This window comes from Natronomonas sp. CBA1123, from assembly GCF_009741925.1.
Classification (GTDB): Archaea; Halobacteriota; Halobacteria; order Halobacteriales; family Haloarculaceae; genus Natronomonas.
The window spans coordinates 1-21,647 of sequence record NZ_WPCC01000034.1; the positions used below are offsets into that span (position 1 = coordinate 1).

A 21,647-nucleotide genomic window follows, 5' to 3' on the forward strand; every position below is an offset into this window, starting at 1 on the left:
GACGCCATCGCCGCGAAACGGACCGACTCCAAGACCTCCGGCGACGCCGAGGTCCAGCGGACGATGATGCAACTCCTCTCCGAGATGGACGGCTTCGAGGACCGCGGCCAGATTTCGATTATCGCGGCGACGAACCGCTTCGACATGCTCGACCCGCGCCATCCTCCGGCCCCCGGCCGCTTCGACCGCCTCATCGAAGTGCCCAAACCCGACGCCGAAGGTCGGGAACTCATCTTCCAGATTCACACCCGTGATATGAACGTCGCCGACGAGGTCGACTTCGCGGAACTCGCCGAGGAGACCGAGGAGGCCTCCGGCGCCGACGTGAAGGCCATCACCACCGAGGCCGGCATGTTCGCCATCCGCGATGACCGCAAGGAAGTGTGGATGCAGGACTTCCTCGACGCCTGGGAGAAAATCAAACAGACCGAAGAGGAAAGCGACGAAGTCTCGAAGACGTTCGCCTGAAACTTTTTGCACGGTCGCCAGGGACGACCGGCAAAAACGTTCATGAAAAAGACACGGCGGCCCTCCCTCAGGAAGACTCCTTTCGGTCGTCTTCCAACGCTCCCGCTCACTTCGTTCGCGGGACCTACGGTCGGGCCTTGGTCCTGTGCGTGGCGGCCTGCGGCCGCCACGACAGTTCGGTTGCGGTGATTTTTCCGTCCTGAGCGCAGAGACGAACGCATGACCGACAGCGACGCAGTCGAGGCGTTCCTCGAACAGGCCGATTCGACCTACGAAGAGTACGAACAGGGCTACGCCGACGCGGACGCGACGCTACGACGACTCAAAAAGCACATCGAGGAGTTGCGGAACGCTACTCGCGAATGAGTCCCAGCACGCGCTCGTAGTAGGCGCCGAAGTCGGCGTCGGACCGCGACCGGGGGCGCGGAAGGTCGACCTCGATGACGTCCCGGATGCGACCCGGTTCCTTCGCCATCACGACGACTCTGTCGGCGAGTTTCACCGCCTCCTCGACGTCGTGTGTGACGAACAGCACCGTCTTGCCGGTCTGCTCCCAGATATCGAGCAGTTCGTTCTGCAGCATTTCGCGAGTCTGTGCGTCGACGGCCCCGAACGGCTCGTCCATCAACAGGAGGCTGGGGTCGGTCGCGAGCGCCCGTGCGATGGCGACCCGCTGTTTCATTCCACCGGAGAGTTCTTTCGGATAGCTATCGGCGAACCCCTCCAGTCCGACGAGGTCGACGAGGGAATCGACGCGCTCGCGCCGCTCGGCCGCCGAAACGCCCCCCCTTCTCCAGGCCGAAGGCGACGTTGCCCCGGACGGTCCGCCACGGGAAGAGGTGGTACTCCTGGAAGACGACGCCCATATCGGCGGTCGGTCCCGCGACCCGCTCGCCGCGCAACCGGACCGACCCGTCGGTCGGTTCCTCGAGTCCGGCGATGATGCGAAACAGCGTCGTCTTCCCACAGCCGGAGGGCCCGACGATACAGACGAACTCGCCGTCCTCGACGCCGAAGGATACCTGTGAGAGGGCGTCTACCGGACCACCCTTGCCGGCGTACTGTTTCGAGACGGCGTCGACGCTGACCTGTCTCCCGGTGGGGTCGTTCAGCGCCACGCCAGAACCCTCCGTTGGACCGCACGGAACGCCACGTCGACGAGCAGGAACATCAGGCTCAACACGAGGATGTAGGCGATGACCACGTCAACCTGCAGGTTCTGGCCGGCGCGCAGAATGCGCCGCCCGATGCCCGGAACGCCGAAGATTTCGGAGGCGACGACGAGCATCCAACACCGGCCCAGTCCCGTCCGGACACCGGTGAGTATCTCGGGGGAGGCCGCCGGAATGACGACCGACCGGACCAACTCGAGGTCGCCTTCGACGCCGAGACTTCGGGCGACATCGAGCAAATCCTCGGAGACCCCTTCGACGCCACCGTAGGCGGCGTAGAAGTTTATCCAGAACGCGCCGACGGCGATGATGAACGCCGCGCCCGTATCGCCGATGCCGAACCACGCGATGGCGAAGCCGATGAGCGCAAGCGGCGGGACGGGTCGGAGAAGGCGGACGACCGGTGCCGAGAGGTCATCGAGGAGGCGACTCCACCCGAAGGCCACGCCGGCAGCGACGCCGAGCGTGGTTCCGACGATAGCTCCCGGTAGCCAGTGACGCATGCTCTGTCCCAACGCGACGAGCATCTCGCCGCTTTCGGCCTCCGCGCGGAACGTCTCGCCGACCGCCAGCGGCGAGGGCAACACGTACGACGGCTGGAACAGCGAGGCGACGTGCCAGAGCGCGAGGAACCCGGCGACGCCGAGGATACCCAACAGGGTACCGCGAGCGTCGACACTCGACAGCGGGAGGTCGGCACTCTCGGTCACGTCTTCGAGTTCCCGTCGGATGTCGGTCGCCATCTATCGTCCCTCCATGGTTTCAGAGCGAGTCGTAGACGCCGTAGTCGAATATCTGCTCGCGCGACAGTCGCTGGTCTATCTGGCCGTTCTCGTTTGCGAACCGAGAGAAGATGTCGGCCCCGTTTTCGATTTCCCGCGGGTCGGTGACGAAGTTCGAAAGCGGACCGTCCAGCGCCTGCCGGGCGAGGTCTGCGTCCATGCCGATGCCGCTCTCGACGATGTCGGCCGTCTCTCCGGGGTTGGCCTGGATGAACTCCGTCGCGCGGACGTGTTGTTCGAGGAACTCCCCCGCGCGTTCCGAATCCCGGACTTCGTCGCTCATGAGCGTGACGGCGGCGGGTTGTCCCGGCATGATTTCGGCGGCCGTCCGGAAGGTGCCGACCGGCGAATCCGTGCCGTCGACACGGGTCGGAACCGGTTCCATGATGGACGTGCCGTCGACTTCGTCGTTGACGATGGCCTGGAACACGGCGTTTGCACCGCCGATTTCGATTATTTCGACCGCCGACTCGGGGTCGACGCCCACCTCCTCGGAGAGCCAATACCGGAGCAACACGTCCGGTACCGACCCCTGTGGGAACGTTCCGAAGCGGAACGGTTCGCCCTTCTCGTCTTCCCAGACGGCGAAGGCGTCGGCGCCGTGTTCGTCCCACATCGCCCGGAGGTCGTCGTGGACCATCACCGCCATCGGCTCTTTGATGTTCGCGGCAGTCACCTTCGCGGGGATACCGCGGTCGATGACTATCATCGACGGAACGATGCCGAACATCGCGATATCGATTTCGCCGCCGCCGTAGGCCTGGATGATAGCCGGCCCGTCGGTGAACTCCTGGCCGTTGATTTCGGCACTAATCTCGTCGAAGTACCCCTGTTCGTCCATCACGAAGTACTGCAGGTCGGGGAAGATGGGCATGTACGCGACGGACAGTGCTTCGGTGCCGTCGTCGCCGGAGCCAAGACAGCCAGCAAGCCCCGCCGTCGCGGCGGCGCCGGTGCCGGCCAGATACGAACGCCTCGAGAGCGCGAAGTCGTACTCGGTCATTGGAGGCCATATGGGTGGCCGGTTTATCCCCGACAAGGTGCGGGTAATTTGGGCCTCCCTCGTTGACAGCGAGTCAGATGGTAAAAATCGACTACCGTATGTCGGTTTTCGGCTTCGGTTCGGGAGCATGGCTGTCCCATATGTCGGCAACATAACCCGCAAAGTGCGTGAAGAACACACCCGATTCCGACGACATCCAGCAGAATTAACCCCCCAGCGGACGCCGTATCTGCCATGACGGAGTTCTCATCGCGCATCGAGAAAGTGTCCATCAGCGGTATCCGCGAGGTGTTCGAGGCGGCCGGCGAGGACGCCATCAATCTCGGCTTGGGACAACCCGACTTCCCGACGCCCGACCATGCCCGGCAGGCAGCAATCGAGGCTATCGAATCCGGGGAGGTCGACGCCTACACTTCGAACAAGGGAACCCTCGAGTTGCGGGAGGCCATCGCCGCGAAACACGACCGCGACAACGGCTTCTCGGTCGACCCCGAGGACATCATCGCCACCGCCGGGGGCAGCGAGGCGCTCCACATCGCCATGGAGGCCCACGTCGATTCGGGCGACGAAGTCATCTACCCCGACCCGGGATTCGTCTCCTACGAGGCGCTAACACACATCGCAGGCGGGGAGCCACGTCCGGTCGAACTTCGCGAGGACCTCACGATGGCGCCCGAAGCAGTCGAGGACGCCATCACCGACGACACCGCGGCCTTCGTCGTCAACAGCCCCGCCAACCCGACGGGGGCGGTCCAAAGCGAGGCCGATATGCGCGCCTTCGCCCGCATCGCCGAGGAACACGACGTGCTGTGTATCTCCGACGAGGTGTACGAACCGTTCGTCTTCGACGGCGACCACCACTCGCCGCTGTCGTTTACCGACTCCGGCAACGTCGTCGTCGTCAACGCCTGCTCGAAGGCGTACTCGATGACCGGCTGGCGGTTGGGGTGGGTGACCGGCGCCTCCGAGCGCATCGAGCGGATGCTCCGGGCCCACCAGTACGGACAGGCCTGTGCCGCCGCGCCGAGTCAGTACGCCGCCGAGGCCGCCCTGACCGGCCCACAGGACCACACCGTCGAGATGCGAGAGGCTTTCGAGGAGCGCCGGGACTTGGTCGTCGAGGAACTCGAATCGATGGGACTGGACGTGCCGACGCCGAAGGGTGCCTTCTACGTGATGCCCCGGGTGCCCGAGGGGTGGGTCGACGAGGTAATCGACCGCGGCGTCGTCGTCGTTCCCGGCGAGGCCTTCGGCGAGGGGGGCGCCGGCCACGCCCGCATCTCGTATGCGGCGAGCGTGGAGACGCTGGAGGAAGCCCTCGACATCATGCGGGAAGCGACCGAGGCACTCCGGTAGCAGCCGCCGACCCCGGAGACGAACCCCCGACAGCCTGCCGACGGGAGTAGAGTAATGAGACTCGCTACCGTACACCACGTATGGAAATCGCACGGCACGGCACTGGGCTGCGGGCCGACGTTGGGGCGTTGGCCTCCCAGATTCATCCGGTGTTCATGCTGCCGCCGGTGGCCGCCTCGGCGTTCGGCGCGGTGCTGTCCGGACGACTGGACGTGACCCTGCTGGCCCTCCATCTCGTCGCCGCCTTCGCCGCCCTCTATACGGCACACATCAAGGACGGCTACGTCGACTTCCACGGCCGCGGCGAGGACGACGACCACCCGCTGACAGCGTCGGGGTGCCGATTCGCGCTGGCGGGCGCGTCGACCGTCTTCTTCACCTGTCTCCTCGCCATCGGCCTGCTCGTCGACGTGTGGGCCGCCCTGCTGACCCTTCCGGGGTGGGTCATCGGCTACCTCCACGCGCCACAACTCGACCTCAATCCGGTCGGTGCGACCGCCGGCTACCCCGCCGGCATCGCCTTCGCACTGCTGGGTGGCTACTACGTGCAGGCGACAACCCTCACGACCGCCGTCGTCGCCTTCGCCGTCGTCTTCCTCCTCGTCCTTTCGGGCATCAAGACCATCGACGACGCCAAGGACTACGAGTACGACCGCTCCATCGGCAAGCGAACCGTCGCGGTCGTGTTAGGGCGGCGCCGCGCGCGTTTGTTCGCCTACGGCCTGATGGCCGTCGGGATGGTAGTCGTCGTCGCACTCGCCGTCCTCGGCGTGTTCCCGCCGGCCAGCGTCTTCGCACCCGTCGTCTTCGCCGTCGTCGCGGCCTTCGCGTGGCGGGCCGGCGAGGACGCTAGTCTGGCGACGAAACTTCTGATTCGGGGGTCGTATCTCTTCCTCGCGGTGCTGGTGGCTGCGGTGTGGCTCGGGTAGTTATTTCGCCGTCGAGACGATTTTGATGACGTCACCCTCCGATAACTCGTGGTCTTCGCCGATACGGCGGCTCTCGCGGGCGTCGACGGCGTGGAGATACCCCTCCCCGATGTCGGAGTGGACGGCGAAGGCGAGGTCCTTCGGCGTCGCTCCCGTCGCGAGCAGGAAGGCGTCGGGGAGGACGTTGCCCTGCCCGTCGGTCCACTTCGTGTCGTTCTGGACCGGATAGACGGTGATGCGGTCCAGCAACTCGTACACCACTTCGTCGAGCGCATCTTGCAGGCCGGTGCCGCCGAACTCGCTCATGACGCCTCTGATTCGCTCCAGCCCCTCGGCTTGGGCATCCGAGAGGTCACCAGTAATCTCGAAGTCCTCGTCGCCGGGGTCGTAGTCGACGACCCCCGCCTCGACGGCCTGTCGGAGGGCGAGTTCGCCCTCGGCGGTACAGGGGACGACGCGGTCGGCGGCCTCCTTCAGTCGCTCGACGTTGCCCTCGGGGGCGATGTCGGCCTTGTTGGCGACGACGACGATGGGTTTTGTTCGCTCCCGAATGCGGCGAGCGAGTTCCTCGCGGTCGCTGTCCTCCCATGCGAAGGGGTCGGCGGAGTACTCCATCGCCCGCAGGACGCCCATCACGTCGTACTCGCTGGCACCGACGCCGGTGAGCATCTCGGTGAGCGCCTCCTCGAAGTCGAACTCCGGTGACCGGGACTGCCGTTCGACCGTCTCCCAGTTGCGGTCGATGATGCCGGCAATCCAGAGGTCCATCTCCTCCTCGATGAACTCAACGTCGTCGACGGGGTCGTAGCTACCGACCTCGACGGGTTCGCCCTCGGCGTTGGTGCCGCCGGAGGCGTCGACGACGTTGAGGATGGCGTCGGCGTTGGTCAACTCGTCGAGGAACTGGTTTCCGAGGCCCTTCCCCTCGTGGGCGCCGGGAACGAGGCCGGCCACGTCGAGTAACTCGATTGGAACGTACCGTTTGCCGTCATGGCAGTTGTCGTTGCCACACCGGGAGTCGAGGTCGAGACAGGGACAGCGCGTCCGGACGTGGCTGACGCCGCGGTTGGCGTCGATTGTGGTGAAGGGGTAGTTCCCCACGTCGACATCGGCCATGGTTGCGGCCTTGTAGAACGTCGATTTGCCGGCGTTGGGCTTGCCGGCGAGCGCGACCGAGAGCATGCCCCATCTCCGGCGAGCGGGCCGAATTGCCTTTCGGTCTTCGCCGTTCAGTAGGCGGTCGCGAACCGGACGCCGCCGAGAACGAACGCCCAACCGACCGCCAGCGAGAGGAGCATCTCGCCGAAGTACGCGACGGGTGCAGGGACGGCGGTGTGGGCCTCGCCGGCGGCGTAGACCCACACGTCGTACGCCCCGGAGACGAGAAACGCCGTCCCGACGGCCGCAACGAAGCCGGCAACGGCGAGCGCTACGATGGTCGTAAACGTGTCGTCGGGTTGGGTGGAGGGGCCCGTTGCCATACGCCGGCGTTCAGTATGCGTCGAAAAAGACGTTGTGGCTCACTAAGCGTCTTCGGCTTCGGCGATGACACCCGAGATACCATCGTCGTCATCAGAATCCTGCGTCCCGTTCTTTGCGTTCCCGGGGGTCTGTCCGTCGCCGACCGACTCCCAGTCGAGGTCACTTTCCTCGGCCGGGACGATGGCCGCCGTCGGGTCGGGTTCGGGGAGCGTTCCCTCGCCGAGCGGGACGATTGCGGGGGTCGGTTCGGCGTCGTCCGCTTGCTCGGACTCCGATTCGGCAGTTTCGGTATCCGCAGTATCCGCCCACTCGAAGCCGTCTCCCTCGGTCGTCTCTTCTTCGGTCGTCGCCTCCACGGCATCCCCGTCGGTTCGTTCCGGCTCCGGTTCCGCCGACTGCTCCGCGTCGGCCGCCGGCGCCTTGTTGAAGCTCATTTCGCCGCGGGCGCGAATCGCGCCGTCGACGTCGGCGGCCTCCGAGAGTTCACAGTCCTCACAGGAGATGTCGCCGCGGACGGACGCTCCGGGTTCGATGACCACGTCGCCGCCTTTCGTCGTCACGTCTCCGTGGACGACGGTCCCTTCGCCAACCCGGATGTCGTCTTTCGCCCGGAGGCTGCCGAACACCTCGGTGTCGGTGCCGACCTCGATGGACGTCGCGCGGATGTTCCCGTGGAGTCGGCAGTCGTCGCCGATACTCGCCGGCGTCGAGACGCGCCAGGCGTCGTCGGAGACGCGCGCACCGCGCGGTATGAGTACGGGGTCGGCCTCTCGCTCTTCGGTCAGGAATTCGTCTGCGACCTCCTCTGCGGCCTCCTCCTCGCCGATGCGGAGCAACTGCGAGAGGTAGACGAACAGGAAGACGATGGTCGGCATCGGGTTGCGGATGACAATCCAGCCGTTGGCCTCGAATCCCTCCTCGATGTCCACGTCGTCGCCGGCGTCGAGGTCACCGGAGACGATGAGTTGGCCGGTGATGTGGACCCGCTCGCCGAGGTAGGCGTTGTTGCCGACGAGGACGTTGCCGTCGACCTCACACCACATGTCGAGTCGGCAGTCGCCGTCGGCCTCGATGTCGCCGCCGAATCGGACCCGCTCGCCGGCGATGACGGTCCCGCCGCGGACGCCCAACTCGACGACGCTCTGGCCGCCGACGAGCACGTCCCCGTCCGTGACGAGGTCGTGCTCTTGGACGTGGGTGCCGTCGGGCACGGCGAGTTCTTCCAGCGGGTCCGAACCAAGCACGGTGTACATCTGCGTGGCACGGCTATTAAAACCTCCTCGGGCGTCAGACGGCCGGCAGACATTTGTCAGATGAGCGTGTACTCCCGTCGGGGCCGTCGGTGCGCCACAGCGCGCGACCCCATGCGACGGGGAGGGGAAACCTCGTCGCGTTCTCGTGGCCCTTAAACCGTTCAGTCGCCAACCCGGTGTATGACCGTTCTCTCGTTCGACGAACAGGGTGTCGAAGTTATCTACGAAGGCACCGAATTCCGACTCGACAAGGACCTCATCGAGGAGGCGACCCGGAAGGACTACCCCGACGTGACCGACCACGAGGTGCTGCAGCTCATCGAGGACGACCCCGCCCTCTCCGGGGAGCCCCGACGAATCCAGGATATTCTGAACTGACCGCCCCGGCGACCGCCGAACCTGTCAGTACCCCAAACGCTTTGGGAGTACCACGTCGTCTCGACCCATGCACGCGGCGCGTTTCTACCCTAACGACGGACTGCGCATCGAAGACGTTCCGAAACCCGAAGTAGGCCCTGGTGAGGTACTCGTCGAGGTCGCCGCCTGCGGCGTCTGTCACTCCGATTTGCACGTCATGGACGGCGATTTGCCGCTGGTCGAACCGCGGACGCTCGGCCACGAAGTCGCTGGGACCGTCGCCGAAACCGGCGAGGGCGTGGCGCTCGATGTCGGCACCGATGTAGCGGTGTTCGGCGGGTGGGGGTGTCGGGACTGCCCCGTCTGTGCCCGCGGCGACGACCAGTTGTGTAACCTGACGAACTGGCTCGGCATCGGCAACGACGGCGGTTACGCGGAGTACCTCCGCGTGCCGACCGCGGAGTACTGCATTCCGCTGGAAGGACTGGACCCAATCGGGGCCGCCCCGCTGACCGACGCCGCCCTCACCGCCTACCGGGCGCTCCGGAAGGCCGACCTCGAACTCGGCGACAGCGTGGCGGTTCTCGGCATCGGTGGCTTGGGCGAGTTCGGCGTCCAACTCGCTCAACTCTCCGGCTATCGGACGGTCGCGGTCGACCGCGATTCGGCGGCGCTCGACCGCGCCGAAACGCTCGGTGCGGACGCGACTGTCGATACCTCCGGGTCAGTGCCCCGAGAGATACGTACTGCTGCGGGCGGAGAGGTCGACGCGGTCGTGGATTTCGTCGGCGTCGACGAGACCCTCCAGTGGGGCAGCAACGTCCTCGGTCCCGATGGCCACCTCGTGTTGGCCGGCATCGGCGGCGGCGCCATCGACTTCTCGTGGAACCCACTGGTCGGTAGCGAGGTGACCTACCGAACTGTCCAGTGGGGCACACCCGAGGAGTTGCGGACGGTACTGGACCTCGCCCGACAGGGACGACTCGAGACGACCGTCGAGGAAGTCTCCCTCGGAGACCTCCCCGAGACGTTCGAGCGCCTCGAATCGGGTGACATCGAGGGGCGGGCCGTGGTCGTCCCCTAATCGGTCGGTAGCGGTACACCTAAGGGAACGCGCTCGAATCGGCGGACATGGACACCGCTGAACTCAAAGAGACCTACAGCCACGACGCGTGGCTCACGGCAGCGGGCACGTTCGCCGCCTACGGACTGATTCTGTTGGCGATGACGCTGCTGCTGTTCGGAGTGCCGTACGTCATCTTCTCGGTGCTGTAGTCGCTGCAGAACGACGGACACCGGATACTCGAAGGGACCCGTCTTCTCCAGTAGCGTTACGCGCCGGTTGCGTACCCCACTCAGTTTTATGTCAAGCCAGCTAACAGGCTCCATGGCTGGCGGCACCGGGACGACAGTTAAGCGTCATCTCGTCGCACTGGTCGTCCTTCTCGTCTTGATACTCGCCGCCCTCTGTTGGCTCGCGTGGCTGTTCCTCCAGTCGCTTCTGTGACCGCTGTCCGGTTACGACCGCACAACGATTCTCGTGGCGGAGCGAAAGCGGATAGAACGCAGGGTTACCGAATCGGCCCGTCTTACATGTAGCCGAGGTCCCGAAGGCGCTCCATCAGGTCCTCTTTGTCCTGTGCGCGGCCGGCGCGCTCGGTGGTGTTGTCGAGGTCCTGCAGCCACGCGGGCTCTTCGTCCGATTTCTCCGTCGAAATCTCGCTGCCGAGCGAGCGGAAGCCGGCGAAGTACTTCGGCGAGACGGGGATGTCGGCATGTGTGAGGTCGTTCGGCAGGTCGTCGTAGTCCTGCGGGACGTAGCCGTCGTCGGGGAATTCGGGAACCGTCTCGGGGACGACGTAGAACCAGAAGGCGTCCCACACGTCGGCCTCGTCGAACTGCAGAATCGGCTGGATGCGGTCGTGGGGCGGGTAGATGTCGGGGTCGTGTCGCGGCGAGAAGAACGTCTCGTCGGCGCGGGCTTCCTGTTCGTCCCAGCGGATGCCCGAGATGATGCCGTCGATGTCGTGTTCTTCGAGGGCGCTGTTCAGCGCGACGGTCTTCAGCAGGTGGTTGCCGACGTAGGTGTCCAGCAGGAACGGGAACGTGTCCTCCTCGTATTCGAGGATGTTCCGGACGTGGTGTTGATTGTTCTCGTCGAGGTCCTCGATGGGGATGTCGTCGCCCGGCGTGAGGTCGTGTTCCTCGACGTAGGCGCCGATGTCCTCGTTTCGCGCGAAGATGACCTCGAGGTCCCACTCCTCGGCCCAGCGGTCGACGAAGTCGAGCAGCTCGTCGAAGTGCTGGTAGTGGTCGATGAACACCGCCGGCGGGAGGTCGTAGCCGTACTGCTCGGCGACCTCCTTCACGAAGTACAGCGTGAGCGTCGAGTCCTTCCCACCGGTCCACATGATGGCGGGGTTCTCGTACTCTTCGAGCCCCGTCTTGACGACCTCGATGGCCTTCTCGATTTTGTCCTGAATGCTCGGGTAGTCCTCGGGGTCTTCGCCTTCGCCGTCGGTGTAATCAACGTCGACGTACTCCGGGAATTCGCTCATAACGTGTAATTACATCTCATTAGAAGCGTAAAGGGTCTTTTGGGTTCGGCCAGTGTAGCGTCGAGCGTTGACGCTCCGTTGGAGAAACCAGCAACAATTGCTAGTTCCAGGTGATACTGCCAGAAGCCACTTCCGGGAGGTGTCCGTATGTCCGACGATGCCCGAGTGTCGGAACTGCGGTGTCGAACTCGAACCGAAACCGAGCGGACTTACCGCCGTGCTGTCTCGGTCGAGCGCCGAGGGCTACGAGTGTACTGGCTGTGGGGCAGCACTGTGTACGGAATGTCGACAGGAGATGTCCATTAACGCCTTCGGTGGCGGGGAGGTCACGTGTGGGACGTGTGGCGGAACGTGGGAGCCGCGATAATTCCCGTTCCGGACGGACCGACCGCTATGAACTGTCGCAATCGAATACGTAACGGAGAAGTGTTCAGTCGTCGCTGATGAACTTGTTGTCGCGCCAGTTGACGGTGTTTTCGGCGTCCCGTTCCCGTGGGTCGTCGATGACTTCGATGCTCGCCGAACGCTCCTCGCCATCGACGATGCGTGTCGCCTCGAGTTCCTCGTCGACCGCCGCGATGGCGGTGAGCGTTCCCTTCTCGGCGAACTTCGCGAGGTCACACAGTACCTCGAACATCGGGTACTGTAGGGCGGTGTTCTGCAGGACGGTCTCGCGGTCGCCCTTGAAGCAGGCGTACTCGACGAGTTTGGAGTTTATCTCGACTTCCTCTTCCTGCATCTGGCCGCCGCTTCCGAAGCTTCCCCACTGGGGGCCGTCATCGTCGTCGTCATCGCTGCCACCGGCTGCCCCGTTCTGTGGGTCCGGAGGCGTCTCCTGCCATCCGTCTTCCGTCTCGTAGAGACGGTTCTCCGTCACGCTCGCCTTCAGTTGAGCGGTTGGCGTGTACTTGGAGATGTTGTCTTCGGCGGCGACGGCGCTCACGATGAGCGTATTGTTCCGTCTGGTTACTTCGACGTCCTCGATTTCGACGGGTAGGTCGTACTCGTCGAAGAACTCGTGAACGTCGTCTAGTTTCAGTTCCAGGGTCGAGTGAAGTCTGTAAACGCGGCTGGTCATAGTATCCCTGTCCCACAGGGGGCAGAGCGCCCCTGACGCGAGTGGTCCGGTTGAACGTAAGGGTTCCTCACTTATATCACCTGTCCTTCCGCATGTGCCGCATTACCACGGTTTCCGCGAGCGGAATCATTCGGCGTTCAGCGTCGCCGCCAACTCCCCTCGTTCGTCGAGTTCCTCCAACACGTCGCTCCCGCCGACGAACTCGCCGTCGACGTAGGCCTGCGGCGTCGTCGTCCAGCCGCTGTGTCGCTCCAGGGCGGCCCGGAACTCGTCAATCGAGGTCAACACGTCGACATACTCCACGTCCTCGCGGTGTCGGCGGATGTGGTTGAGTGCCTTCTCGGAGTAGCCACACTGCGGTGCCATCGCCGTCCCCTTCATGAACAGGACGACCTCGTTGTTCTCGATGACTTCGTCGACCAGTTCGTCGACCTCTGCCTGTGGAAGCCCTTCGTCTATTTCGAACGACATACCCGGTGTAAGGGCCGGTCTCGGAAAGCCGTTGTGTCGTCGCCCCCCCTTTCGGAGAGATGTATCGACACGACACAACCGACCCGGGAGTTAAGCCGATGGGACGGCTACTGGATTTCAATGACGGACCACTACCAAGTGACGGTCGTCGGCGGTGGACCCGCCGGGTTGACGGCGGCGTTGTACACGACACGACTCGGCCACGACACCGCAATCATCAACCGCGGTGGCGGCCGGGCGGCGATGATGCTCGACACCCACAACGTCATCGGCGTCACGGAGGACGTTTCGGGCAACGAGTTCCTCGCGACGGCGACCGAGCAGGTACAGTCCTACGGCGCCGACTACTTCCAGGACTTCGTCACCGATATCGAACCGACCGACGAGGGCTACCACGTCACCGCCGGTAACATCGAGGTGACGACCGACCACGTCGTCCTCGCGACGGGTTTCTCCGACGAGCGGCCGGACCCGCCGCTGCCCCGAACCGGCAAGGGACTGCACTGGTGTCTGCACTGTGACGCCTACATGTTCGTCGACCAGCCCGTCTACGTGATGGGAACGGGCGATTCGGCGGCCTACGTAGCGATGATTATGCTCAACTTCACGCCCGACGTGGACCTCCTGACCCGCGGCGAGGAGCCGGAGTGGTCCGAGGAGACCGCGACGATGCTCGAAAACCACCCCGTCGAGGTCATCCACGAGGAGATTACGGGGATGGAGAAACGCGAGGACGGCTGGCTGGAGGGCTTCGAGTTCGAGGACGGGAGTTACCGGGAGTACCGTGGCGGCTTCCCGATGTACGGCTCGAACTACAACACCGACCTCGCGGAATCACTCGGCGTCGAGTTGAACGACGACGGCACCATCGCCGTCGACGACCACGGTCGGACGAACGTCGACGGCGTCTTCGCCGTCGGCGACGTGACGCCCGGACACAACCAGATTCCGACCGCGATGGGCGAGGGCGCCCGCTGTGGCATCGGTAACCACTACGACCTCCGGAAGTTCCCGCGGTCCGTCGAAGAAATCGAAGCCCAGGGAGCGGTCACCGAAGCCGACGTGCCGGGGAGCTCCGAACGGCTCCGCGAGAAGGCCCGCAACCACGAGAGTTGGCCGGGTATCGAAAAACAGGCCACCGCCAGCGACGACTGAGTTCGCGTTCTTCCTGTCGAACGGTATCGTTTCACAATATAATGTTTTGTCGTTCAGTTGGTGCCCATATAGTGAGTATTAATACTTCGGAGCGCGAGGGGTAGATATGGAAACGCGTAAGGTACAGCGACTGGGGCCGTCGACGCTGGCGATGACGTTGCCCGCGGAGTGGGCGAAGAAACAGGACGTCGAGAAAGGCGACGAGGTGTCGCTGCGGATGGGTTCGAAGGGAACGCTCACGGTGATGCCCGAGTCCGTCCAACAGGAGGAAAGCGAGGCCGTCATCCACGCACAGAACCTCGACGCCGACGCCGTCGAGCGCGCCATCGTCGCCCAGTACGTCCTCGGTCGGCGTATCATCCACGTCGAAGTCGAGGAGGGCGGCACGCTGGATTCGGCCCAAATCAACGCCGTCTACAACGCCGAAACGCAGTTGATGGGACTCGGCGTCATCGAGGAGACCCCGGAACGAATCGCCATCCGCTGTTCGGTCGACCCCGAGGACTTCACCCTCGACAACCTCCTCGAACGGTTGGAGTCGACCGGGTCGACGATGCGAAACGAGGCCATCAAGGCACTCGCCCACGGCAACCCCGACCTCGCCCAGCGGGCGCTCAACCGCGAGCGACAGGCGAACAAGATTTTCGTCCTGCTGCTTCGCCTCATCTTCACGGCGTATCAAAACCCCAATCTCGCGCGTGCGGTCGGCCTCGATTCGGGCTTTCCGCTCATCGGCTACCGCTCCATCGCGAAGAACCTCGAACTCACCGCCGACAACGCCGAGGACATCGCCGAAATCGTCCTCGAAACCGAGGGCCACAGCCTCAACGTCGAGGACAGCACGATGCGCCGCATCCGGGAGTTCACCGACCAGGTGAACGAAATCACCGAACTCGGCGTCCGTGCCGCCGTCGAACGCGACTACGACATGGCCATCGAGACCCGAGAGAAGTTCGCCGAGGTCCGCAACCGCGAGATAGAGATTCTCAACGACCTCGACGAGATGCCCAACGAGGACCTCCTCCGGGTTCGTGAGGTACTCGTCAGTCTCGGTCAGACCGCCCAGTACGCCGTTCGAAACGCCGAAATCGCGACGAACCTCGCGCTCAACGAGGAGAGCGAACACGTCACGATTCAGTAAGAAAGCGGTCCTGCGGTTAGATACCGATTCCGTCGTCGGTTTCCGTCGGCGTTGCCGTCTCCGATTCCGTTGCCGGCTCCTCCGTCACCGGGGTGGGCGTCTCGAGGACACCGTCATCGGTGGGTGTCGGCGTCGTCGCGGGCGTCGGTGTGCCGTCACTCGGTGTTGGCGTTGGCGTCGACTGGCTCCCGTTCGGTGCCGTACTCGCGTTCTTGTTGCCGAAGATGTCCGTCTCGATAGTCTCCCTGTAGGTGAGTTCGTCCAGCGGGACGCGAACGTCGGAGACGAGTTCCTCGCCGGAGACCACCGCGTAGAACTCGATTTTGAGTTGCGTGCGCTGGTCGTTCTGGAGGTGCGTGACCCACCACTCGTCGAGGTTCCCGTTGATGATGGCAGCGTCGGTCCGAACCGTCTCGGTCGCCCCGGGCGGAATGGCAGCGATGTCCTCGGTTTGGCCCTCCCCGACCAACACGCCGTTCATCGTTATCTCGTAGCCGAGCTCCGAAATCGTGTACGGGAAAGTTTGGGGGTTGTACAACTGGAACGCCATGTCGATAGGCGTCTCCTCGCGGGTGACGGTCCCCCAGTCGGCGCTGGTCCGGTTGACGTACAACACCGGGTTCGACATGACCGGCGGCGGGTCGTCGGCGTTCACCGGCCGCGTCTCCTCGGAGTTGAACTGCCCGATGAGGTCCGTCTCGACCTCCCGCTCCTGTGTGATGTCGAACTGCCGTTCGCCGAGTATCGACGTTTGGACCGTCGCGTTGATGGTGACGACGGTCCGCTCGCCGTTCTCGACGTGGGTCCGCCACCACGGCGGAATCTGTTCGTTGTCCATCGCCGTCTGGAAGGCCAGCGTCGAGTTGCCCTGTTCGAGGTCGACACCCGTCCGGTTGCCCTCGGCTATCGGCACGCCGTTCATCCCGACGGTGTAGTTGATGGTCGTGTTGCCGAGTTGGATGTCGATGGGGTTGGGGTTGTTCACGACGAGGTCGGTGTGGATAATCGTTGTCTCGTCGGTCACGTCGCCGAACCGGTTGTCGACGCCCTCGACGGTCGGGGCGCCGACGGCGCCGAGTGCGACCGCGCCGACGAGCAACGCGACGACGACGCCGAGAACCGCGGCAGCGATTTTCAGTTTGCCGAACGCGAGAATGCCGGACGCCATTTGTCGGGCCGATGCGCCGAGAAAGCAAATAGGCTGTGGCCTGGTTCCGGCGGAGACCGTCGGGATTTATAATCGCAGTGCCGTAGGCGTGGGTATGGAGACCGCTTCAGCTACGGACAAACGCGTCGGCTTCCCGCTTCTGTTCGCCGTCGTCGCCGGCCTCGGCGCCGTCGGGATGGCAGTGTTCGGCATCACGGGCGACCAGGCCGCATCGGGCGCGGCGTTCGGTGTGGCGATGTTGGCCGGCTCGCTCGCCGTCGCCGCCTACCACGTCTTCGAGTAAAGGAAGGGCCTTAAGCCGCTGCGTGCCCAATGGAGCATATGAGCGAACTGAGCGACGAAGACGAGCGTATTCTCGGATACCTCCGGGAGCGCGCCCACGGTGGTGACCGCTATTTCCGCGCGAAACACATCGCGGACGCCATCGGCCTCACCGCCAAGCAGGTCGGTGCACGCCTCCCGCGCCTCGCGGAACACTCCGAGGACGTCGACATCGAAAAGTGGTCGCGGGCGCGCTCGACGACCTGGCGCGTCACACCGGAATGACCCCCACGGGACGGCCGCAACAGTCGCTCTTTTAGTGGCCCGCCACGTCGGTTCGATATGACCGTCCGCGTCGAACGCGTCTTCGAGTTCGCCGCCCCACCGGAGGCGGTGTGGGAGTTCATCGCCGACCCCGAGCGGCGCGCCCGCTCGATTAGCGTCGTCGAGGAGTACGAAGTGACCGGCGCGGACACCGCGACGTGGCACGTCCGCCTGCCGATTCCGCGGATGAACAGGACCATTGCCGTCGAGACGGAGGAGCTCCGACACGACGAACCACGCTACGTGAAGTTCATCGGTCGCTCGAAGGCGATGCGCGTTCAGGGCGAACACACCCTCGAACCGAACGACGGCGGCACTCGACTGACGAACCGCTTCGTCGTCGACGGGAAAATCCCGGGCGTCGAGCGATACTTCAAGAAACAACTCGACGGAGAACTGGAGAACCTCGAAGCCGCCATCCGACGTGACCTCGACTTATGAGACTCGCACTCGCACAACTGGAAGTCGAGGCCGCGGCGGTCGATTCGAACGTCGACCGCGCGGTCGATGCCATCGAACGCGCCGCCGAGGAGGGCGCCGACTGCGTCGCGCTCCCGGAGATATTCGACGTGGGCTACTTCGCCTTCGACGCCTACGCCCGCAACGCCGAACAGCTAGGTGGCGAGACCCATCGACGAATCAGTGCTGCGGCGGCCGAACACGACGTATCTGTCCTCGCGGGGACGGTCGTCGAGGACCTCGCGGCCTCCGCCGACGCGGGGGAGTCGGTCCCCGCAGAGGAGGGGTATGCGAACACCGCGGTGCTGTTCGATTCCGACGGCGAGCGGCGACTCGTCTACCGGAAACGCCACCTCTTCGGCTACGATTCCGCGGAAGCGGAGCTGCTCGTTCCGGGCGAGGGCCTACAGACGGCGGAACTCGGCGGCCACACCGTCGGCGTGACGACCTGCTACGACCTCCGATTTCCCGAACAGTACCGCCAGCTCGTCGATTCGGGCGTGACGCTGGTGTTGGTGCCGAGCGCGTGGCCCTACCCCCGCGTCGAACATTGGAAACTCCTCCCGCGTGCGCGAGCCGTCGAGAACCTCATCTACGTCGGCGCGGTCAACGGGTCGGCGACCTTCGAGGACGCGACACTCGTCGGCCGCTCGACCGTCTACGACCCCTGGGGGACGACGCTCGCGTCCGCCGCCGACGACCCGACTATCGTGTACGCCGACTGTGACCCCGAACGCGTCAAGGCGGTTCGAGAGGAGTTCCCGGCACTGGAAGACAGACGATAACGTCTGACGTACGTCGGCCGGCAAACGAGGGTTTATAAGACATCCCGGCTTACGATGACTTGCCTGAACGACGCTTTTCTCGTCGTGACGGCAGAACCAACGTCCGCCGCAAACCCGTCCACCCACCTGCGCCGGATTTGCCCGGTGTCCGGCGCCACCACCCCCCTCGTTCCGTCTTCGACGAACTACACCCCGAAAGTGACGGCTATTCTTCGGTCTTGATGTCCGCGGAGAGGCCCTGTGCCATCTCGATGTCTCGAGAGTTGTTCAGCGTCCACGCCGTCCGCTCGGTGACCGCCTCGATGACCTCCCGGGCGGATGGGTAGCCGTTGCCGGATTTCTTCACGCCGCCGAACGGCAACTGCACCTCCGCACCGATACACGGGAGGTTCCCGTAGGCGAGCCCTACCTCGGCGTGGTCGCGGTAGTAGTTGATTTGGCGGTAGTCCTCGCTGATTATCGACCCCGCGAGTCCGTACGGCGTGTCGTTGTGAATCTCGACGGCGCGTTCGATGCCGCCGTCGTACTCGACCAACGCGACGTGAGGCCCGAACACCTCCTCGTTGAGACAGCGCAACTCGGGGTCGTAGTCGATTTCGTAGACGAACGGGCCGACCCAGTGGCCGCCCTCGTGGCCGTCCGGAATCTCGTCGGCGGCGAGTTCCTCGCGGTCGACCAACACGTTCGCGCCCTCCTCGCGAGCGAGGTCGCTGTACCGGCCGAACTTCTCGACTTGGTCCTCGTCGACGACCGGGCCCATGAACGTCCCCTCGTCGAGTGGGTCGCCGACCGCAACGGATTCCGCGAGGTCGACGAAGCGCTGTTTGAACTCGTCGTACACGTCGGTGTGGACGATGAGTCGCTCGCTGGACACACAGCGCTGGCCCGTCGTCTTGAAACTCGACATCACCGCGGAGTGGACGGCCACGTCGAGGTCGGCCTCCTCGGTGACGACGATACCGTTCTTGCCGCCCATCTCGCAGGCGGCGAGTTTGCCGGGCGTCCCGCCGACCGTATCCGCGATGGAGTGACCCACCTCGGCGCTGCCGGTGAAGAGAACGGTGTCGACGCGCTCGTCGTCGACGATTGCGGCGCCGGCGTCGCCGAACCCCTGTACCATGTTGAAAACGCCGTCGGGAATCCCGGTATCGTCGAACATCTCCGCGACGATTTGGCCGCACCATGGCGTCTGTTCTGCGGGTTTCCAGACGACGGTGTTGCCCTCGACGAGCGTGACCGCCATGTGCCAAAACGGGATGGCGACGGGGAAGTTCCACGGCGTGATACACCCCACGACGCCGCGCGGTTTCCGGCGCATGTAGGCGTCCTTGCTCGCGATTTCTGAGGGAACCACGTCGCCGTGGGGGTGGCGTGCGTTGCCCGCCGCCCACTCGACCATGTGCCACGCTTCGGTCACGTCGGCTTTCCCCTCCGAGATTTCCTTACCGCACTCCTTGGTGACGATTTCGCCCAACTCTTCGTGGCGGTCACGGAGTTCGTGGTAAATCTCCCAGAGGTACTCCGCGCGGTCGATGTACGAGAGGTTCCGCCACTCCTCGAAGGCGTCATCGGCCGCCGAAAGCGCCCGGTCGACCTCCGAGTCGGTGCCCCGGGGAAAGGTCCCGAGCATCTCGCCGGTCGCCGGATTCTCGCTTGCGAACTCGTCGCCGTCGCCGCTCACCCACTCGCCGCCGATGTAGTGGTCGTACTCGGCCATGCGGCAATATTTGCACGCCGGGCGTGAAAAAGATGGTCGGCGAACGAACTGCAGCGAACCGCTTACGTCGCCCCGGTTCCCACCGCCGAGCGTGAAGGAGTTCGGCTTCGAGTTGCGGGTGTGTGCGTGGGCCGAGCGGAACTGGCCGCCCGTGGGTGCCGCAGGCGAGGACGCCACCGCACTCGTCGCCCGGCAACTCGGCACCAAGCGGCGCCGCTGGGACACCGTCGTCGTGGAGACGACCGAGGCGGGCCTTGACGGACGCGCGCCGTTCGGCGAGGACCGACTGGATTCGGATTTGCTCCACGTCTCCCGGAACGCGCCAGCCTCCTGGACGTACTACCGGGAGGCGCTTCCGGACCCGGGCTACCCGTGGCGCTACGTCCGGGAGGCAGTCCACAGGGCGGCCGACCGCGGGTTCGTCGAGACCCGAAAGGACGGCAACCGAATCGAGTTACGGCGGCGCTACCGATATCCCGGGTGGGTCGACCGCATCGTCGCCATCGAGAACAAACCGGACCTCGACGCCTCGGCGGCCCGCGTGCTGGCCGAACAACTCGAACACGACGTGGCGCTGGGACTGGCCGACGAGGTGTGGCTGGCGACGGAGGCGACCCGCGAGGAGGTCGAACCGGCGCTACTGGAGGCGATACCCGTCGAGGTGGGCATCCTCGCGGTGTCGGAAGGGCCAGAGGGCTGGCGTGCCGAACCGGTGTGGAACCCCCGCTCGCTTTCGGTGTCCGGGCCGGGAACGCGAATCCTCGACCGACCTGAGGGGGGCGAATACGACGCTTCAGCGGCCCGCTTCGAGTACGCCGACCCCGACTGGAAGCGGCGCAAACGACTCGAAATCGCCGAGCGGGCCTACGAGCGTGGCTGGCGCTCATACGCCGACACGATGCGACCGGACTGCCGGCACTTCGAGGTGGCCGAGCCAGCGGGACCGTTTCCGCGGTGTGCGGCGAAGGGACGCGAACAGACCGCCGCGGAGTGTTCGGCCCGCTGTCGGTCGTTCGAACCCGAACCGCCCGTCTGGCGCGCGAAGGAGTGGCCCATCGGTGGCGGGCCGGGAGCGGCGATAAAACGGCTGCTCGCGGAAAAGCGACGACGGCGCCGTTAGCTCTCGACTGGGTCTGCCAGCACTTCGACTTCGATGGTGTCGCGCTCGACGGCGAGTCGGAAGGTGGGAACGGTCTTGCGGACCAACGAGACGATACCTTTGTCTTTGAGACTGCGCAGTCCCGACCGGACCGCGTCGGGGTCGCTGTCGACGCCGACATCACGGAGGTCGTGGAGGACGGAGACGACGCTTTGGGAGTCCTCGTCGGGGCCGGCGAGTACGTCGATGATTCGGGCCTGCAGTTCGGGCACGCGGACGATTTCCTCGCTGTCGTCCATGCCGACCAGGGCGGCGGCCTCCGGCGTCGCCCGGATGAGGCTGTCCTCGTCGCGGTAGTAGTACTCCTTCAGTTCGTTCTCGAGGTACTGGTGGACCTCGCTGCCGCTGTCCATGCCCCACCGCTCCTGTAACACGCCGTTCTTCGTCGGCTGGAGGGCGACGATGTCCGCCAACCGGGATTCGGCCTCCTCCGAGAGGGTCATGTGGAGTGGGTAGGTGCCGACTCCTAGAAAAAGGGTCGGAGTCGTCCCGGACACGTCTGACACCCGACCGAACACCACGAGAGACCGTGCCAGCCGGTACGAGAACAGCCCGCAAACCGGCTCATT

The 21,647-nt window shown here is 64.8% G+C and carries 26 protein-coding genes and 1 pseudogene; 15 read left to right on the plus strand and 12 right to left on the minus strand.

The window, feature by feature from the left end; genetic code table 11:
• Positions 1 to 468: AAA family ATPase (locus GJ631_RS13565; RefSeq protein ID WP_156709672.1), on the plus strand; the 468-nt coding region annotated here is incomplete at its 5' end.
• A 219-nt stretch (positions 469 to 687) separates the two neighbouring features.
• Positions 688 to 834, plus strand: a complete 147-nt coding sequence (locus tag GJ631_RS18685) for a hypothetical protein (protein ID WP_197425068.1) — start codon at positions 688 to 690, stop codon at positions 832 to 834.
• Here the strand turns inward: GJ631_RS18685 and GJ631_RS13570 are convergent.
• From GJ631_RS13570 to GJ631_RS13580, 3 genes and pseudogenes are all read right to left on the minus strand, one after another.
• Positions 821 to 1,586, minus strand: a pseudogene (locus tag GJ631_RS13570) (ABC transporter ATP-binding protein). The gene GJ631_RS18685 and the pseudogene GJ631_RS13570 sit on opposite strands and share 14 nt — an antisense overlap.
• Positions 1,577 to 2,383, minus strand: a complete 807-nt coding sequence (locus tag GJ631_RS13575) for an ABC transporter permease (RefSeq protein ID WP_156709673.1) — start codon at positions 2,381 to 2,383, stop codon at positions 1,577 to 1,579. Before GJ631_RS13575 ends, GJ631_RS13570 begins: the two are co-directional and overlap by 10 nt.
• 19 nt (positions 2,384 to 2,402) lie before the next feature.
• Positions 2,403 to 3,425: an ABC transporter substrate-binding protein gene (locus GJ631_RS13580; protein ID WP_156709674.1), complete on the minus strand. Its 1,023-nt coding sequence runs from the start codon at positions 3,423 to 3,425 to the stop codon at positions 2,403 to 2,405.
• A gap of 234 nt (positions 3,426 to 3,659) precedes the next feature.
• On the opposite strand from GJ631_RS13580, the gene GJ631_RS13585 reads away from it, so the two are divergent.
• Both GJ631_RS13585 and GJ631_RS13590 read left to right on the plus strand, forming a co-directional pair.
• Positions 3,660 to 4,781 (plus strand): pyridoxal phosphate-dependent aminotransferase, encoded by a 1,122-nt coding sequence (locus GJ631_RS13585; protein WP_156709675.1) that lies wholly within the window; start codon positions 3,660 to 3,662, stop codon positions 4,779 to 4,781.
• Positions 4,782 to 4,861: 80 nt separating this feature from the next.
• Positions 4,862 to 5,710 carry a UbiA family prenyltransferase gene (locus GJ631_RS13590; protein WP_156709676.1) on the plus strand — a complete coding sequence of 283 codons (849 nt, stop codon included), beginning with the start codon at positions 4,862 to 4,864 and terminating at the stop codon, positions 5,708 to 5,710.
• Here GJ631_RS13590 and GJ631_RS13595 read toward each other — a convergent pair whose 3' ends face one another.
• Genes GJ631_RS13595 through GJ631_RS13605 form a run of 3 tightly spaced genes read right to left on the minus strand, consistent with a single transcriptional unit; the run spans position 5,711 to position 8,445 of the window.
• Positions 5,711 to 6,892, minus strand: coding sequence for a redox-regulated ATPase YchF (locus tag GJ631_RS13595; protein ID WP_156709677.1), 1,182 nt, complete (start codon positions 6,890 to 6,892; stop codon positions 5,711 to 5,713). It abuts the gene before it with no gap.
• Between the two features lie 47 nt (positions 6,893 to 6,939).
• Positions 6,940 to 7,191 carry a hypothetical protein gene (locus tag GJ631_RS13600; RefSeq protein ID WP_156709678.1) on the minus strand — a complete coding sequence of 84 codons (252 nt, stop codon included), beginning with the start codon at positions 7,189 to 7,191 and terminating at the stop codon, positions 6,940 to 6,942.
• Between the two features lie 42 nt (positions 7,192 to 7,233).
• Entirely contained in the window at positions 7,234 to 8,445 is a 1,212-nt protein-coding gene (locus tag GJ631_RS13605; RefSeq protein ID WP_156709679.1) for a polymer-forming cytoskeletal protein, read from the minus strand.
• Positions 8,446 to 8,625: 180 nt separating this feature from the next.
• Here GJ631_RS13605 and GJ631_RS13610 point away from each other — a divergent pair, with 180 nt between their 5' ends.
• The 3 genes from GJ631_RS13610 (at position 8,626) to GJ631_RS18690 (ending at position 10,077) form a co-directional block, all read left to right on the plus strand.
• The gene (locus GJ631_RS13610; protein WP_156709680.1) at positions 8,626 to 8,823 is read left to right on the plus strand and encodes a DUF5800 family protein; all 198 of its coding nucleotides are present in this window, start codon (positions 8,626 to 8,628) and stop codon (positions 8,821 to 8,823) included.
• A gap of 67 nt (positions 8,824 to 8,890) precedes the next feature.
• Complete coding sequence (locus GJ631_RS13615) at positions 8,891 to 9,886, plus strand: alcohol dehydrogenase catalytic domain-containing protein (RefSeq protein ID WP_156709681.1); 996 nt, start codon at positions 8,891 to 8,893, stop codon at positions 9,884 to 9,886.
• A gap of 47 nt (positions 9,887 to 9,933) precedes the next feature.
• Positions 9,934 to 10,077 (plus strand): hypothetical protein, encoded by a 144-nt coding sequence (locus GJ631_RS18690; RefSeq protein ID WP_178916507.1) that lies wholly within the window; start codon positions 9,934 to 9,936, stop codon positions 10,075 to 10,077.
• Between the two features lie 314 nt (positions 10,078 to 10,391).
• Here GJ631_RS18690 and GJ631_RS13620 read toward each other — a convergent pair whose 3' ends face one another.
• Entirely contained in the window at positions 10,392 to 11,360 is a 969-nt protein-coding gene (locus GJ631_RS13620; RefSeq protein WP_156709682.1) for a phosphoadenosine phosphosulfate reductase family protein, read from the minus strand.
• 157 nt (positions 11,361 to 11,517) lie between these two features.
• On the opposite strand from GJ631_RS13620, the gene GJ631_RS13625 reads away from it, so the two are divergent.
• Positions 11,518 to 11,727: a hypothetical protein gene (locus tag GJ631_RS13625; RefSeq protein ID WP_156709683.1), complete on the plus strand. Its 210-nt coding sequence runs from the start codon at positions 11,518 to 11,520 to the stop codon at positions 11,725 to 11,727.
• 63 nt (positions 11,728 to 11,790) lie between these two features.
• Here GJ631_RS13625 and GJ631_RS13630 read toward each other — a convergent pair whose 3' ends face one another.
• A complete protein-coding gene (locus GJ631_RS13630) occupies positions 11,791 to 12,438 on the minus strand; it encodes a hypothetical protein (protein ID WP_156709684.1) in 648 nt (215 codons plus the stop codon).
• Between the two features lie 126 nt (positions 12,439 to 12,564).
• Positions 12,565 to 12,909, minus strand: coding sequence for a glutaredoxin (locus GJ631_RS13635; protein WP_156709685.1), 345 nt, complete (start codon positions 12,907 to 12,909; stop codon positions 12,565 to 12,567).
• Positions 12,910 to 13,029: 120 nt separating this feature from the next.
• Between GJ631_RS13635 and GJ631_RS13640 the strand changes: the two genes are divergently transcribed.
• Positions 13,030 to 14,064, plus strand: coding sequence for an NAD(P)/FAD-dependent oxidoreductase (locus GJ631_RS13640; RefSeq protein ID WP_156709686.1), 1,035 nt, complete (start codon positions 13,030 to 13,032; stop codon positions 14,062 to 14,064).
• 106 nt (positions 14,065 to 14,170) lie between these two features.
• Positions 14,171 to 15,205: a phosphate uptake regulator PhoU gene (locus tag GJ631_RS13645; RefSeq protein WP_156709687.1), complete on the plus strand. Its 1,035-nt coding sequence runs from the start codon at positions 14,171 to 14,173 to the stop codon at positions 15,203 to 15,205.
• A 16-nt stretch (positions 15,206 to 15,221) separates the two neighbouring features.
• Here the strand turns inward: GJ631_RS13645 and GJ631_RS13650 are convergent, their stop codons facing one another.
• Positions 15,222 to 16,373, minus strand: coding sequence for an LEA type 2 family protein (locus GJ631_RS13650; protein WP_156709688.1), 1,152 nt, complete (start codon positions 16,371 to 16,373; stop codon positions 15,222 to 15,224).
• Between the two features lie 94 nt (positions 16,374 to 16,467).
• Here GJ631_RS13650 and GJ631_RS13655 point away from each other — a divergent pair, with 94 nt between their 5' ends.
• From GJ631_RS13655 to GJ631_RS13670, 4 genes are read left to right on the plus strand one after another with little or no spacing between them, the layout of a single operon-like run.
• Positions 16,468 to 16,656 carry a hypothetical protein gene (locus GJ631_RS13655; protein ID WP_156709689.1) on the plus strand — a complete coding sequence of 63 codons (189 nt, stop codon included), beginning with the start codon at positions 16,468 to 16,470 and terminating at the stop codon, positions 16,654 to 16,656.
• Between the two features lie 38 nt (positions 16,657 to 16,694).
• Positions 16,695 to 16,919 (plus strand): hypothetical protein, encoded by a 225-nt coding sequence (locus tag GJ631_RS13660; protein WP_156709690.1) that lies wholly within the window; start codon positions 16,695 to 16,697, stop codon positions 16,917 to 16,919.
• Positions 16,920 to 16,976: 57 nt separating this feature from the next.
• Positions 16,977 to 17,399 (plus strand): CoxG family protein, encoded by a 423-nt coding sequence (locus GJ631_RS13665; protein WP_156709691.1) that lies wholly within the window; start codon positions 16,977 to 16,979, stop codon positions 17,397 to 17,399.
• A complete protein-coding gene (locus GJ631_RS13670) occupies positions 17,396 to 18,202 on the plus strand; it encodes a carbon-nitrogen family hydrolase (protein WP_156709692.1) in 807 nt (268 codons plus the stop codon). Before GJ631_RS13665 ends, GJ631_RS13670 begins: the two co-directional genes overlap by 4 nt.
• 205 nt (positions 18,203 to 18,407) lie before the next feature.
• Here GJ631_RS13670 and GJ631_RS13675 read toward each other — a convergent pair whose 3' ends face one another.
• On the minus strand, positions 18,408 to 19,919 hold the full coding sequence (locus GJ631_RS13675; protein WP_156709693.1) for an aldehyde dehydrogenase family protein: 1,512 nt from the start codon (positions 19,917 to 19,919) through the stop codon (positions 18,408 to 18,410).
• A gap of 91 nt (positions 19,920 to 20,010) precedes the next feature.
• On the opposite strand from GJ631_RS13675, the gene GJ631_RS13680 reads away from it, so the two are divergent.
• Positions 20,011 to 21,039 carry a DUF5787 family protein gene (locus tag GJ631_RS13680; RefSeq protein WP_370518677.1) on the plus strand — a complete coding sequence of 343 codons (1,029 nt, stop codon included), beginning with the start codon at positions 20,011 to 20,013 and terminating at the stop codon, positions 21,037 to 21,039.
• Here GJ631_RS13680 and GJ631_RS13685 read toward each other — a convergent pair.
• On the minus strand, positions 21,036 to 21,521 hold the full coding sequence (locus tag GJ631_RS13685; RefSeq protein WP_156709694.1) for a DUF5797 family protein: 486 nt from the start codon (positions 21,519 to 21,521) through the stop codon (positions 21,036 to 21,038). The two genes, GJ631_RS13680 and GJ631_RS13685, sit on opposite strands and share 4 nt — an antisense overlap.
• Between the last annotated feature and the right edge of the window lie 126 nt (positions 21,522 to 21,647).